13 protein-coding genes are annotated in these 13,273 nt (G+C 72.0%); 10 read left to right on the plus strand and 3 right to left on the minus strand.

From position 1 onward, the window contains the following. Nucleotides 1–64: 64 nt before the first annotated feature. Nucleotides 65–1,297, plus strand: coding sequence for a glycoside hydrolase family 10 protein (locus tag OG430_RS38980; RefSeq protein WP_327357375.1), 1,233 nt, complete (start codon nucleotides 65–67; stop codon nucleotides 1,295–1,297). A 34-nt stretch (nucleotides 1,298–1,331) separates the two neighbouring features. Here OG430_RS38980 and OG430_RS38985 read toward each other — a convergent pair whose 3' ends face one another. Together OG430_RS38985 and OG430_RS38990 are read right to left on the minus strand one after the other, a co-directional pair. After that, the gene (locus OG430_RS38985) at nucleotides 1,332–1,526 is read right to left on the minus strand and encodes a DUF1918 domain-containing protein (RefSeq protein WP_327357376.1); all 195 of its coding nucleotides are present in this window, start codon (nucleotides 1,524–1,526) and stop codon (nucleotides 1,332–1,334) included. A gap of 145 nt (nucleotides 1,527–1,671) precedes the next feature. Continuing rightward, complete coding sequence (locus OG430_RS38990; protein ID WP_327357377.1) at nucleotides 1,672–2,613, minus strand: DMT family transporter; 942 nt, start codon at nucleotides 2,611–2,613, stop codon at nucleotides 1,672–1,674. On the opposite strand from OG430_RS38990, the gene OG430_RS38995 reads away from it, so the two are divergent. The 3 genes from OG430_RS38995 (at nucleotide 2,612) to OG430_RS39005 (ending at nucleotide 5,194) form a co-directional block, all read left to right on the plus strand. Then, a complete protein-coding gene (locus tag OG430_RS38995) occupies nucleotides 2,612–4,048 on the plus strand; it encodes an aminotransferase-like domain-containing protein (RefSeq protein ID WP_327357378.1) in 1,437 nt (478 codons plus the stop codon). The two genes, OG430_RS38990 and OG430_RS38995, sit on opposite strands and share 2 nt — an antisense overlap. An 82-nt stretch (nucleotides 4,049–4,130) precedes the next feature. After that, the gene (locus OG430_RS39000) at nucleotides 4,131–4,547 is read left to right on the plus strand and encodes a GNAT family N-acetyltransferase (protein WP_327357379.1); all 417 of its coding nucleotides are present in this window, start codon (nucleotides 4,131–4,133) and stop codon (nucleotides 4,545–4,547) included. A gap of 71 nt (nucleotides 4,548–4,618) precedes the next feature. Then, nucleotides 4,619–5,194, plus strand: coding sequence for a histidine phosphatase family protein (locus tag OG430_RS39005; RefSeq protein ID WP_327357380.1), 576 nt, complete (start codon nucleotides 4,619–4,621; stop codon nucleotides 5,192–5,194). 62 nt (nucleotides 5,195–5,256) lie between these two features. On the opposite strand, the gene OG430_RS39010 is transcribed toward OG430_RS39005, so the two are convergent. After that, nucleotides 5,257–6,198 carry a hypothetical protein gene (locus OG430_RS39010; RefSeq protein ID WP_327357381.1) on the minus strand — a complete coding sequence of 314 codons (942 nt, stop codon included), beginning with the start codon at nucleotides 6,196–6,198 and terminating at the stop codon, nucleotides 5,257–5,259. An 81-nt stretch (nucleotides 6,199–6,279) separates the two neighbouring features. Here OG430_RS39010 and OG430_RS39015 point away from each other — a divergent pair, with 81 nt between their 5' ends. The 6 genes from OG430_RS39015 to OG430_RS39040 all read left to right on the plus strand — a co-directional run bounded on the left by OG430_RS39015 (nucleotide 6,280) and on the right by OG430_RS39040 (nucleotide 13,229). Further along, the gene (locus OG430_RS39015) at nucleotides 6,280–8,499 is read left to right on the plus strand and encodes an NADP-dependent isocitrate dehydrogenase (RefSeq protein ID WP_327357382.1); all 2,220 of its coding nucleotides are present in this window, start codon (nucleotides 6,280–6,282) and stop codon (nucleotides 8,497–8,499) included. A 368-nt stretch (nucleotides 8,500–8,867) separates the two neighbouring features. Continuing rightward, nucleotides 8,868–9,290 (plus strand): hypothetical protein, encoded by a 423-nt coding sequence (locus tag OG430_RS39020; protein ID WP_327357384.1) that lies wholly within the window; start codon nucleotides 8,868–8,870, stop codon nucleotides 9,288–9,290. A gap of 148 nt (nucleotides 9,291–9,438) precedes the next feature. After that, nucleotides 9,439–9,978: a GNAT family N-acetyltransferase gene (locus tag OG430_RS39025; protein WP_327357385.1), complete on the plus strand. Its 540-nt coding sequence runs from the start codon at nucleotides 9,439–9,441 to the stop codon at nucleotides 9,976–9,978. Nucleotides 9,979–10,061: 83 nt separating this feature from the next. Beyond that, the gene (locus OG430_RS39030) at nucleotides 10,062–11,267 is read left to right on the plus strand and encodes a serpin family protein (protein ID WP_327357386.1); all 1,206 of its coding nucleotides are present in this window, start codon (nucleotides 10,062–10,064) and stop codon (nucleotides 11,265–11,267) included. Beyond that, nucleotides 11,264–12,739, plus strand: a complete 1,476-nt coding sequence (locus tag OG430_RS39035) for a translation initiation factor 2 (RefSeq protein WP_327357387.1) — start codon at nucleotides 11,264–11,266, stop codon at nucleotides 12,737–12,739. The genes OG430_RS39030 and OG430_RS39035 overlap by 4 nt, the downstream gene beginning before the upstream one ends. 13 nt (nucleotides 12,740–12,752) lie before the next feature. Then, nucleotides 12,753–13,229 (plus strand): hypothetical protein, encoded by a 477-nt coding sequence (locus OG430_RS39040; protein ID WP_327357388.1) that lies wholly within the window; start codon nucleotides 12,753–12,755, stop codon nucleotides 13,227–13,229. Nucleotides 13,230–13,273 lie beyond the last annotated feature (44 nt).

Below are 13,273 nucleotides of genomic sequence, written 5' to 3' on the forward strand. Positions count from 1 at the left end.
GCGGGGCGTCATGCTGTGTCCGTTATCGCAGGACATCACGGGCAGGGGGAGGCATACCGTGCGTATGACGCGCAGAGTTTTCGGGGCAGTGGCCGTCGCGGCGCTCTCGGGGATCACGCTCGCCGGGGACGCGGCAGCGGAGTCCGTCGACCTGGCCGGGAAGCGACGCAGGCCGGACTTCCGCGGGATGTGGGTGGCGAGCGTCGCCAACCGGGACTGGCCGAGCAAGCCGGGCCTGCCCGCGAGCGAGCAGCGCGCCCAGCTCATCGCCCTGCTCGACACCGCCGTGGCGCGCCGCCTGAACACCGTCATCCTCCAGGTCCGCCCCACCGCCGACGCCCTGTGGCCCTCGACCTTCGAGCCCTGGTCGGCGTACCTCACCGGCGTCCAGGGCCAGCACCCCGGCTGGGACCCGCTCGGCACCGCCGTCGCGGAGGCCCACAAGCGCGGCCTCGAACTGCACGCCTGGTTCAACCCCTACCGCGTCGCCGGCCACACCGACCCGACGCGCCTCGCGCCCACCCACCCCGCGCGGCTGCACCCGGACTGGGTGGTGCCGTACGGCGGGAAGCTCTACTACAACCCCGGTCTGCCCGAGGTCCGGCGCTTCGTCCAGGACGCGATGCTCGACGCGGTCCGGCGCTACCCGATCGACGCGGTCCACTGGGACGACTACTTCTACCCCTATCCGGTGGCCGGGCAGGTCTTCGACGACGACGCCGCGTTCGCCCGCCACGGGCAGGGCTTCCCGGACCGTGCGGCCTGGCGGCGGCACAACACCGACCAGCTGGTGCGGCAGATGGCGACGCGCATCCCGCAGGTCCGCAAGGGGGTGCGGTTCGGGATCAGCCCGTTCGGGGTCTGGCGCAACCGCGCGTCCGACCCGCTGGGCTCGGACACGGCTGCGGGCGTCCAGACCTATGACGATCTGCACGCCGACGTCCGCATGTGGATCAAGCGGAACTGGATCGACTACGTGGTGCCGCAGCTGTACTGGAACATCGGCTTCGAGGTCGCCGACTACGCGAAGCTCGCCCCCTGGTGGGCCGATGTCGTACGCGGCACCCGGGTCCGCCTCTACCTCGGCGAGGCCCTGTACAAGGCGGGCGACCCGGCCCAGCCCGCGCCCTGGCAGGACCCGGCCGAGCTCTCCCGGCACCTCACGCTGGCCAAGGAACTGCCGCAGGTGCGCGGGCATGCGTACTTCTCGGGGCGTGAGGTGGCGACCGATCCGTTCGGGGCGATGGCCCGGGTCGTGGCCGACCACTATCAGGACGATCCGGCGGGCAGGCCCTGAGGTTCTGCACCTTCTGGCCCTGTGCCTCCTGGTCCTAGGCTTCCTCGTGGTGACGCCGTACGACGGTGTCGGGGCCCGGTGACATCAGGGCCTCGTGCCCGTCCTCGAAGCGGACCCGGTACGGGGGAGCGCCGTTGTCGCCCAGTACCTCCACGATCTCCGCGACCCGATCGTGCTGCCCGACGATCCGGCCGTGCACCAGGAGCGTGTCGCCCACACTTGCCTGCATCGGGAGTGGCCTCCTCGACTGATCCGGGGTAGCGATCCGTGGCGGCAAGTGTACGGCGGGTGGGGGCGGTTGGGACCCTCGCAGTCCGGCCCAGTGGGTGCAGGCAGGGTCCGCTGCCGGAGCCCACGGCCCGGGCCCGGTGGGCTCAGCTCCGTGAGCGCTGAGTGACCGCGATGCAGACCAGTACGGCGGCGGCGGTCAGCGGCGCCGCCACCGGCAGCTCCTCGCCGAGCAGCCCCACCGACCAGACCAGGGTCAACAGGGGCTGGGCGAGCTGCAGTTGGCTGGCCTTGGGAATGCCGATGGAAGCCATGCCCCGGTACCAGACGACCAGGCCGACGAACTGCGACCCCACCGCCAGCCAGAGCACCCCCACCACGCTGTGCCCGGTGAGCTGCGCGGGCTCGACCTGCAGCGCGAGGACGGCCCCGACGGCGGAGAGCGGCAGACACAGCACCAGGGCCCAGCCGATCACCTGCCAGCCCGGCATCACCTTGGCGAGCCGCCCGCCCTCGGTGTAGCCCGCCGCGCACACCAGGAGCGCCGCGAAGAGATAGAGGTCGGCCTTGGACAGCGCGCCGCCGCTCTGCGAGATCGTGAAGGCGATGACCGCGCCGGCCCCGGCGGACGCGGCCACCCAGAAGGCGCGCGAGGGGCGCGCCCCGGTGCGCAGCGCCGAGAGGGCCGCGGTGGTCAGCGGCAACAAGCCGACCACGACGGCCGCGTGCGAGGTCGTCGACGTCTGCAGGGCGAGGGTCGTCAGCATCGGGAAGCCGAGCACCACCCCGGCCGCGACCACCGCGAGCCCGGCCCGGTGCCGCCGGTCGGGCAGCGGGATGCGCAGCGCGAGCAGACAGCCGCCCGCGATGACGGCGGCGAGCAACAGGCGCAGGGAGACCAGGGACCAGGGGCCGAAGCCCTCCAGGCCCCAGGCGGTGCCGGGGAAGGTGAGCGAGAACGCGATCACGCCGAGCATGGCCTGCAGGGTGCCCGCGGCCTGGGTGGCGCCGGCGGGTCGGGCGGTGGGCTGGGCCGTGGGGGCAACCGCTATCGTGCTAGGGCGAGTAGCGCTATCCTGTGCTGTCATGCAACAGCGTAGCAGCGTGGGTGACTTGGCAGAACTCCTGCGAGCGGAACTGAACCGCTACTCGCCAGGTGGGAAGCTGCCGTCCAGTCGGGCCCTCGTCGAGCGATTCCGGGTGAGCCCCGTGACGGTGACCCGGGCCCTGGCGCAACTGGCCGCCGAGGGCCTGGTGGTGACCCGGCCGGGCGCCGGCGCCTTCCGGGCCGAGGCCCGGGCGACCGTACCGGAGGCCGGGGACACGTCCTGGCAGGAGGTCGCACTCAGCGCGGACAGCGCGGCCGAGCTGGTGCCGCGCGCGGTCGACGCCTCCGGGGTCCTGGTCAGCCTGGCGGTGCCGGCCGCCGGGGTGATCGAGTTCAACGGCGGCTATCTGCACCCCACTTTGCAGCCCGAGCGCGCGATGGCCGCCGCACTGGCCCGCGCGGGACGGCGGCCCGGAGCGTGGGGGCGGCCGCCCACCGAAGGGCTGCCCGAACTGCGGGAGTGGTTCGCGCGGGGCTGCGGCGGTGCGATCACCGCGTCCGAGGTGCTGATCTCGTCGGGCGGCCAGTCGGCGCTGACCACGGCGCTGCGGGCGCTCGCCCCGCCGGGGGCGCCGGTCCTGGTGGAGTCGCCGACCTATCCGGGCATGCTGGCGATCGCGCGGGCGGCCGGACTGCGGCCCGTGCCGGTGCCGGTGGACACCGACGGGGTACGCCCGGAGCTGCTCGCCGCCGCCTTCAAGGCGACCGGCGCCCGGGTGTTCGTCTGCCAGCCGCTGTTCCAGAACCCGACGGGAGCCGTGCTCTCGGTCGCCCGGCGCCCCGAAATCCTGCGTACGGCAAGGGAGTTCGGCGCCTTCGTCCTCGAGGACGACTTCGTGCGCCGCCTCGCCCACGACGACGCGGGACCGCTGCCCGCCCCGCTCATCGCCGACGACCCGGACGGCACGGTCGTCCATGTCTGCTCGCTCACCAAGGCGACCTCGCCCAGCTTCCGGGTGTGCGCCCTGGTGGCCCGCGGCCCGGTCCTGGAGCGGCTGCGCGCGATCCAGGTCGTCGACCAGTTCTTCGTGTCACGGCCGCTGCAGGAAGCGGCCCTCGAACTGGTCGGATCGCCCGCGTGGAACCGCCATCTGCGCACCGTCGCGGGGGAGTTGCGCGCCCGCCGCGAGGCCCTCACCTCGGCCCTGCTGCGTGACATCCCCGAACTCGCCCTGCCCCACATCCCGTCCGGCGGGTACCACCTGTGGCTGCGCCTCCCGGACGTGGCGGACGAGCGGGCCCTGGTCTCGGCGGCTCTGCGCGCGGGCGTCGCCATCACCCCGGGACGGCCGTACTTCGCGGCCGAGCCGACCGCGGGGCACGTCCGGGTCAGCTTCGCCGGGCTCGCGGGGGAGGCGGAGATCGGGGAGGGCGTGCGCAGGCTGCGGAAGGCGTGCGACGAAGTGCTGCGCTGAAGGGCTTCGCCGGGAAGTCGCCTTCGTCACGACCGGTGAAATCGGTTCGACTCGGCCGCCCGGCAGCTGCGAGCCTCGCCCCATGAGCGACTACGTGATCTCCGCCGACCCCGACCGCCTCGACCCGGCCCGCATCCACCACTGGCTGTCCACCGACGCGTACTGGGCCCTCGGCCGCAGCCGCGCCAAGCAGGACGCCGCCCTCGCGGGCTCGCTCAACTTCGGGGCGTACGACCCGGTTTCGGGCGAGCAGGTGGCGTATGCCCGAGTCGTCACGGACCGGGCCACCTTCGCCTGGCTCTGTGATGTCTACGTCGACCGTTCGGCGCGCGGCAAGGGGCTCGGCACCGCGCTGGTCGAGGCGGTCCGGGACGAGCTGGAGCCGTACGGGCTGCGGCGCATCCTGCTGGCGACCGGAGACGCGCACGGGGTCTACGAGAAGATCGGCTTCGAGGTGCTCGAGGATCCGGACAAGTGGATGGCGCTCGGCTTCCAATAGCCGGGCAAGAGGCGGCAGGCTTCACAAAGTCACCCCTTGACCTGCGCAGCCTCTCCCTTCACGATCGCCGCATGCACGTTCGGGTCACCCTCATAGCCGCCGCTCGCAGCTCCTCCATGCTCGCCGAGCGGTTCGACGACGACCGGCCCCTCGACCAGGCCGGCTGGCACGAGGTGCAGCGGGCCTCGCACGCCCTGGTGCCGCTCGGCGCCGCCGAACTGCGCTACTGCTCACCCACCCCGCGCAGCCGCGCCACCGGCGACGCCCTGGGCTTCGCGCCCATGGCCCAACCCGCCCTGAGCGACTGCGACATGGGCCGCTGGCGCGGTCTGACCCTGGCCGATGTGACGGCTCGCGAACCGGCCGCGGTCGAGGCCTGGCTCGGCAATCCGCGCCTCGCGCCGCACGGCGGGGAGTCGCTGCTCGCGTTCATCTCGCGCGTCGGCCGGTGGCTCGACACCCGGCCGGCCGACGACGGGGGCCGGATCGTCGCAGTGGCCGAGCCCGGCGTCGTACGGGCCGCGCTCGTCTACGCGCTCAAGGCTCCCCCGGCGACGTACTGGAACATCGACGTCCGCCCGCTGTCGGCCGTCTCCGTCACGGGCCAGGCCGGGCGGTGGAGCCTGCGCCTTGACGGCGGGGTCTGAGCACGTGCCGTAGAGGCCTCGCCGCAGGGAGTCGGCGAGGCCTTTTTCGTCTTCGAGGTGCGTCAGTACGTCACCACGCCCCAAGCCCCGGCCGCGAGCACGGCCACCAGATAGCAGCCCACCGCCCCCTGCACGATCCGCAGCCGGGTCCGCTCGCCCCACGGCGTGAAGGTCAGCAGCCAGGCCAGCGCGGGCAGGACAAGGACCGCATGCAGGCTCACCCCGTGCAGCGGCTTGAGGAAGGCGGTGGAGGCGTACGCGTCCGCCTGGTGCCCCGTCTTCGTCAGCGTCACGCCCCGCGCGATCATCGCGGCCCCCGAAGCGAGCCCCACCAGGAGGATCGCGAACCCGGCCCGCAGCGCGAGCGGCATCCCCGCCGGGCCCTGCGGCCTGCGCCGGAACGAGATCACCGCGAAGGCCGAGAGCAGCACCACCAGGAGGCCGCCGCCGACCGCCAGGGCCATGGACACCGTGGAGTTGAGGGCGCTCTCCATGTTGAGGTGCGAGGGCACACCGCGCCACGCCTGCAGCGTGATGCCGCCCACCTCGAGCACACAGTCCGCGGCGAAGAGGACGAGCAGCACGGCGCGAGTGCGCGCACTCATCCGCAGATACGAGGTCACCCAGGCGGTCGCGATCAGCGTCAGACCGAAGGAGAGCCCGAAGGTGACCGGCTTCCGCCACGAGACCGGTCCCGTCCACGGCCCGCCGTCCACCGCGAAGACCAGCAGGTGGAAGAGGCCGGAGACGATCAGCAGGACCCCGACCGCACAGCTGAGCCGCTCGCCGGGGTGTGCCGCACGCCACCACGCCGCGGCCGCCCGGGGCCAGGTCGTCCCGGATGTCGCTCGTGCCGGAGTCCGTTCGGTCAGGTCCATGCCGATCAGCATCCCGGCGAGGGCCCGCCGAAGCGTCGTACCGCCGAAGACACCTTCCGTACGTCCACGGGAGTATCCGGAGACCCGCCGCGGGAGCAGTCGGCGGGCATCCGGAGAACGAACCACGGGCCCCTGTCCGGAGAGCTCTTCGAACGAGGTATCTTGATGTCGAGAAATGTTACAGACGGACGTGGAGCGGAGCACCCGGTGACTGACTCGACCATCATCTACACCCACACTGACGAGGCGCCCGCCTTGGCGACGCACTCGTTCCTGCCCGTGGTCCAGGCGTATGCCGCCCAGGCCGGCGTGGGTGTGGAGACCCGTGACATCTCCCTCGCGGGCCGCATCATCGCTCTCTTCCCGGAGTTCCTCGAGGAGAGCAGGCGCATCGACGACGCGCTCGCGGAGCTGGGCGAGCTGGCCAAGACGCCCGAGGCCAACATCATCAAGCTGCCGAACGTCTCGGCCTCCATCCCGCAGCTGAAGGCCGCCGTCGCCGAGCTGCAGGGCCAGGGCTACGCGCTGCCCGACTACCCGGACGACCCGAAGACCGACGCCGAGCGCGACGTCCGCGCCCGTTACGACAAGGTCAAGGGCAGCGCCGTCAACCCGGTGCTGCGCGAGGGCAACTCCGACCGCCGCGCCCCCGCGTCGGTCAAGAACTACGCCAAGACCCACCCGCACCGCATGGGCGCCTGGACCCCCGAGTCCAAGACGAACGTCGCGACGATGGGCGAGAACGACTTCCGCTCCACCGAGAAGTCCACCACCATCGCCGAGGACGGCGCCCTGCGCATCGAGCTCGTCGGCAAGGACGGCTCCACCACCGTCCTGCGCGAGTCCGTGCCGGTCCTGGCGGGCGAGGTCGTCGACGCGTCCGTCATGCGCGCCGCCGCCCTGCGCACCTTCCTCAGCGAGCAGGTCGCCCGCGCCAAGGCCGAGGGCGTGCTGTTCTCCGTGCACCTCAAGGCCACGATGATGAAGGTCTCCGACCCGATCGTCTTCGGTCATGTCGTACGCGCCTTCTTCCCGAAGACCTTCGAGAAGTACGGCAAGGTCCTCGCGGGCGCGGGTCTCTCCCCGAACGACGGCCTCGGCGGCATCCTCAAGGGCCTGGACGCCCTGCCCGAGGGCGCCGAGATCAAGGCGTCCTTCGACGCCGAGATCGCCGCGGGTCCCGAGCTCGCGATGGTCGACTCCGACAAGGGCATCACCAACCTGCACGTGCCGTCCGACGTCATCGTCGACGCCTCGATGCCGGCCATGATCCGCACCTCCGGCCACATGTGGGGCCCGGACGGCCAGGAGGCCGACACCCTCGCGGTGCTCCCGGACTCCTCGTACTCCGGCGTCTACCAGGTCGTCCTCGACGACTGCCGCGCCAACGGCGCCTTCGACCCGTCGACCATGGGCTCCGTGCCGAACGTCGGCCTGATGGCGCAGAAGGCCGAGGAGTACGGCAGCCACGACAAGACCTTCGAGATCGACGGTCCCGGCACCGTCCGCCTCGTCGACGCCGCGGGCAACGTCGTCCTGGAGCAGGAGGTCGCCGAGGGCGACATCTTCCGCGCCTGCCAGGCCAAGGACGCCCCGATCCGCGACTGGGTCAAGCTGGCCGTCACCCGCGCCCGCGCCACCGGCTCCCCGGCCGTGTTCTGGCTCGACGAGACCCGCGCGCACGACGCGCAGCTCATCGAGAAGGTCAACGCGTACCTGCCGGAGCACGACACCGAGGGCCTGGAGATCAAGATCCTGTCCCCGGTCGAGGCGACGAAGTTCTCGCTGGAGCGCATCCGCCGCGGCGAGGACACCATCTCCGTGACCGGCAACGTGCTGCGTGACTACCTCACCGACCTGTTCCCGATCCTGGAGCTGGGCACCAGCGCCAAGATGCTCTCCGTGGTCCCGCTGATGAACGGCGGCGGCCTCTTCGAGACGGGCGCCGGCGGCTCCGCCCCCAAGCACGTCCAGCAGCTGGTCAAGGAGAACTACCTGCGCTGGGACAGCCTGGGCGAGTTCTTCGCGCTCGCGGCCAGCTTCGAGCACCTGGCGACCACCACGGGCAACGCCCGCGCCCAGGTCCTCGCCGACACCCTGGACCGCGCGACGGCGACCTTCCTCAACGAGGACAAGTCGCCGACCCGTCGCGTCGGCGGCATCGACAACCGCGGCAGCCACTTCTTCCTGTCCCTGTACTGGGCCCAGGAGCTGGCCAAGCAGACCGACGACGCCCAGCTCGCGGAGGCCTTCGCGCCGCTCGCCAAGACGCTCACCGAGCAGGAGCAGACGATCGTCGACGAGCTCCTCGCGGTGCAGGGCAAGCCGGCCGACATCGGCGGCTACTACCAGCCCGACGTGGAGAAGGCGAAGGCCGTCATGCGCCCGTCCACCACCTGGAACCAGGCGCTCGCCACGCTCGCCTGACCCACCCCGCTCACCTTCACCGCCCCGGCCGGGCTCACCCGGCCGGGGCGGTTTTGGTCGTGGGGCCCGGGCGGGTGGTGGCCGACGCGCGAACGCGGTCCCGGGGACGGCCCTTGACAGCCGGCGTGGGCCTCAGCGCCGGGTGCGTGGCCTGTCGGCCATGTCCGCGTTGAAACCGGCGTGATTTGTGCCTCAACTCCCCTTACTTCCCAGCCATGTTGAATGCTCCTGAGTAGACCTGAAACGCCCGTTACTGGGCTGATCTGTGACTCCTAGGGTGAGACCGCCCGAGCCGAAGGCCCCGGCCTCTTGGGCTCGGCGAGCACGGTCCCCGTACACCGTCTCTCTCCATCTCACCTGGAGTTCTCATGGCTCTGCTGCCCGACGGCGAATACCTGATCAAGAACCCGATGACCGACCTGTACATCGACCTGTTCCACGCCAGCTCCGAGCCGAACACCCCGATCGTCGCGCTCCCGCTCACCAAGGAGCCCAGCCAGAAGTGGAAGATCACGACGATCAACGACGTCAATGAGTTCATCATCAAGAGCTCGGTGAGCGGCGAGGCCTTCCTCGGCCTCGGGTTCCTCCGTATCTACCCGCCGCGGATCGCCGCCCAGCCGTCTCCGCTGCCCTGGTCGATCGAGCCGGTCGGTGAGGGTCAGTTCCGGATCGCGTTCCCGTACCAGGACGGCGTGATCAGCCTGCCCGAGCCCAAGGAGGGGACACAGCTCTTCAACGAGCCCTTCCACGGCAGCCCGCTCCAGTTCTGGCAGTTCGTCCAGGCCTGACCCTCCTCGCAGGCACCCGGCCGCGCCCCTTCGCACGAGGGGCGCGGCTGTCGTGTTTGGCGGGCGGCGGGGACGTAGTCGCGGGTGACGGGTGGCGGGGACGTGGTCGCGTTTGGCGGGCGGCGGGGACGTAGAAGATCATGCGGAGATGACTGAGGACCACGCTGCGACCGCCCCAACTCCCGTCCGCCTTCCGGCCTATACGCAGACGGACCTGGCCGAGATCCTCGGCGCCGGCCCCGACCCCTTCGAGGTCGCCGGGACCGGCCTGACCTGGCTGCCGAAGGAGGAGCACTTCGGCATCAGGGCCCGCGACGGTCGCCTGATCGCCCACGCGGGCCTGCGCCGGCTGCCGATATCCGTCGGCGGGTCCGCGACCGAGGTCGTGGGGGTCGGCGGGGTGGCGGTCGCTGCGGACGTACGCGGCCGGGGCCTGGCCCGAAGCGTCGTCGAGGCCGCCCTGGCGCACGCCCGCACCATGGGGCCACGGCATGCGCTGCTGTTCTGCCGGCCGCCGCTCGTGGCGCTGTACCGGCGCCTTGGATTTCAGGCGCTCGACGGCGACGTACGGGTGGAACAGCCGGAGGACCGCGTGGTGACGATGCCGCTGCACACGATGGTGAGGCCGCTGCACGAGGACGCGGCCTGGCCCGCCGGACCCGTCAGGCTGCGCTCTCTGCCGATGTGAGGGGTGGCGGCAAAGGACGTGGCCGCGAGGGCCGGCCGCAAGGCATAGTGACGGCTGATCGGGGCGGGGACCAGGGGGACGCAATGCAGCCGGCAGCAGATTCCGTACGCGCGATGAACCGGCTCACCGAACGGTGGGCCACGACCGGGCCGGTGGACGGTGGGACCGTCCTGTCCGCCACGAGTCTCTGGCCGCTCCTCGCCCTCCTCGCGGACGTGGCCGACGGTCCGGCGCGGGCCGAACTGTCGGACGCGATCGGGCTGTCGGCAGACGAGGCCGCCGCAGCCACCCGCGGATACCTCGAAGCGGTGGCATCGGTCCCGGGCGTGAGCACCGCGCTCGGGCTCTGGACCAAGGGCACGCTGCCGCTGCACACCGCCTGGACCGCCGGGCTGCCCGCAGGGACCCACGGCACGTTCAGCGGCGACCCGGTGGCCGACCGCAAGCGCCTCGACAGCTGGGCCGAGGAGCACACCGGTGGCTTGATCCGCAGCATGCCCGTCGCCATCGACGAGGCGACCGAACTCGTGCTGGCCGCGGCACAGGCGGTACGGACCCGCTGGCTACAGCCCTTCCACGAGACGGAGCTGGTCCCCGCCGAGGGGCCCTGGCAGGGGCGGTACCTCCTCGGCCTCGGCCGCACCACCTCGCTCCTCGACCGGGTGGGTGTGGCGCACACTCCGGACGGGCCACTGACGGTGCTCAAGGTGCTCGGTGACGCGGGCATCGACGTCCATCTCGTCCTGGGCGCACCGGACATGACGCCTGGTCAGGTGCTGGGGCGCGGCATCCGCACACTCTCCGGTACCGACGCAGTGATCCCGGGCGACCGGCTGCCCACCGGCGAGCCGGGCCCGGGGCTGCGAGTGACCGACGAGCGCAGCCGCACTCCCGAGCCCGAACTCGTCGTCCGCACCGTCCCGTTCCGTGTCGAGGCGGCCCACGACCTGCTGGCGGACCCCGCCCGGTTCGGCCTCGCGACAGCCATGGACACCTCCCGTGGGCACTTCCCGGGGATCGGCCCTGAGCCCTTGGCGATAGGTTCGGCCGCCCAGGCGGGTCTCGCGATGTTCGACGCCAAGGGCTTCGAGGCGGCCACCCTGTCGGTGGTCTGTGCCGCGCCCGGCAGCATGCCACCGCCGCCCCGGTACACCGTCCGCCGCATCGAGGCCGCCTTCGACCGCCCCTTCGGCTTCCTGACCGTCCATCGCGCCTCGCGCCTGGTACTGACGGCGGGGTGGGTGGCCGATCCGGTCCCCTTCCGGGAGCCGGACGAGGACGAGGAATGACCGCGCTGCTTGACGGCCTTGCCATCAACTCCGCCGCCCCGGCAGACCTGCTGTTGCGGCTCCTTGAACCGGAGTACGAGAGCACGTGGCCCGCGCTCGCCGGACGCCGCGAGGCCTTCCCGGAGGCGGTGATCGCCGCGATCGTGGGGCATCCACGGAGCGGCGTACGGGCCGCCCTGGCCCGCAACCCGTTCGTCGACCCAGAGGTGCGCGGACGGCTCGTCGACGATCCCGACTGGCTCGTCCGGGCCCGCCTCGCCGGCCGCCCGGACCGGACGAGGCCCGTCCGGCCGCTGCCCGACCGGGTGATCGACCGGATGCTGACGACGTACGACAACGAATGTGTGAGCGAGCTGCTTGCCTCCCGGCAGATCCCCTTCGCATTCCAACTTTCGTACGCCGACCATGCCCTGGCCTCGGTGCGAGGGATGGCCGTCAACGTGTGGACGTTCCTGTCCGAGGACCAACGGGCGGCACTCCGCAGCGACCCGGACCCCGGCGTGCGGGAGCGCGTGCAGGAAGTGCTGGCGCCCGATGATGCCGAGGCCAATGAGCGCGCCCTCGGTCCGCTGCCGCCACCCCGCCGTCACTGGTCGACGCACATCCTGGTGAACCGACGGCTCTCGCCGCGCGTCGTCGACTGGCTGCTGAGCGACCCCGACCCCGAGCACCCGTGGGTGCTCGCCCACAACCACAGCACTCCGCCCGACGTCGTGGCGGGCCTGGTCGCGCACCCCGACCGCAAGGTCAGGCTGGAGCTCGCCCGCCGCGCCGACCTCGACCCCGTACACGTGACGACCCTTGCCCGTGACCCGGATCCGCACGTGCGGACCGCTGTCTCCCTGCGGCCCGAACTGAGCGAGGTCGAGCGCGCGTCGATCGCCTACGAGGTCGACACCGACCAGGAGTTCGGGCCCTGCGAGCACCACGCCCGAGCCGTCCCCGACCCGGCGGCATCCGCTGCCCACGCCCGCTCCCGCCACCCGCTGCTGCGCCGCCGCGCCGCCCGCGATCCGGCGCTCCCCGTCGAGCTCGTCGCCCTGCTCGCGCGGGACGACGACCCGGGCGTACGGCTCCTGCTCGCCCACAACCACCCCGAGCCCCCGCCGGACTTGCTGCTGCGCTGCTACCTGGAGCAGCGGGGCGGGCCCCGCGATCTCCTCCTTGAGCACCCGAGTTTCCCCGTCAAGGGCCTGGGCCCCCGCTTCGCCGACGCCGAGGCACCCGACGAACGGCGCCTCGCCCTGCTCGACCCCGACCTCGCACCGGAGACCGCAGACCGCCTCACCCGCGACCCGGACCCGGCCGTCCGCGCTGGCGCGGCCCGCCATCCCCGGCTGCCGGAGGGCCGGTTGACCGTGCTCCTGGGCGACGACGAACTGAGCGAACATGCCGCCGCCAACCCGGCGTTGCCGGAGCCCATGATGCGGGCCCTGCTCACCGGGCGGCCCGCGCCGGGCATTGGCGTGTGAGGCCATGGGAGCCATGGGGGAATTCGAGGAGCTGCGCGCGCGGGTGCGGGACGCGGTCGCGGGGACGCAGTACCGGATGGCCCTCACGGCGAGCGGATTCGATCTGACCATCGATGTCCAAGAGCCGGGGCGTACCAGCACGGTGTGGACGTACCGCGTCGAACTCGCGGCGGCCGAGCGGGTCTTCACGATCACGGACGTGGTGCTGACGACCGAGTACTGGCCGGGCGGCAGACGGAAGAGCGTGCACAAGTCCGTCGGGCGCAGCGTGTACAGGACCCGACACCGCGCGGTGGGCGGGACCGAGTGGTACACCTTCTCGTCGGCCGACGGGCATCGGCTGATCCGGGGCGTGGCCGAGGAGTTGGGGTGGCGCGAGGAGCGGCCGGCGAGCATGCGGAAGGCGCTGCGGGCCGCGTACTCCGTTGCTGCGATGACGGCGGCCGTCCTGATCGGCCTGCTGGTCGCCCTGATCGCCGGGAAGTTCTGAAGACCCAAGAGAAAAGGCAAGGAGGAAACTCGCTCCTTGCCACT

It is taken from the genome of Streptomyces sp. NBC_01304 (assembly GCF_035975855.1).
Classification (GTDB): domain Bacteria; phylum Actinomycetota; class Actinomycetes; order Streptomycetales; family Streptomycetaceae; genus Streptomyces.

Coding starts and splice junctions, on each gene's coding strand:
- OG430_RS39030 (WP_327357386.1), top strand. CDS start 10,062: ATGCAGCCGGCAGCAGATTCCGTACGCGCGATGAACCGGCTCACCGAA.
- OG430_RS39025 (WP_327357385.1), top strand. CDS start 9,439: ATGACTGAGGACCACGCTGCGACCGCCCCAACTCCCGTCCGCCTTCCG.
- OG430_RS39040 (WP_327357388.1), top strand. CDS start 12,753: ATGGGGGAATTCGAGGAGCTGCGCGCGCGGGTGCGGGACGCGGTCGCG.
- OG430_RS38980 (WP_327357375.1), top strand. CDS start 65: ATGACGCGCAGAGTTTTCGGGGCAGTGGCCGTCGCGGCGCTCTCGGGG.
- OG430_RS39005 (WP_327357380.1), top strand. CDS start 4,619: ATGCACGTTCGGGTCACCCTCATAGCCGCCGCTCGCAGCTCCTCCATG.
- OG430_RS39035 (WP_327357387.1), top strand. CDS start 11,264: ATGACCGCGCTGCTTGACGGCCTTGCCATCAACTCCGCCGCCCCGGCA.
- OG430_RS39000 (WP_327357379.1), top strand. CDS start 4,131: ATGAGCGACTACGTGATCTCCGCCGACCCCGACCGCCTCGACCCGGCC.
- OG430_RS39020 (WP_327357384.1), top strand. CDS start 8,868: ATGGCTCTGCTGCCCGACGGCGAATACCTGATCAAGAACCCGATGACC.
- OG430_RS38995 (WP_327357378.1), top strand. CDS start 2,612: ATGCAACAGCGTAGCAGCGTGGGTGACTTGGCAGAACTCCTGCGAGCG.
- OG430_RS38990 (WP_327357377.1), bottom strand. CDS start 2,613: ATGACAGCACAGGATAGCGCTACTCGCCCTAGCACGATAGCGGTTGCC.
- OG430_RS38985 (WP_327357376.1), bottom strand. CDS start 1,526: ATGCAGGCAAGTGTGGGCGACACGCTCCTGGTGCACGGCCGGATCGTC.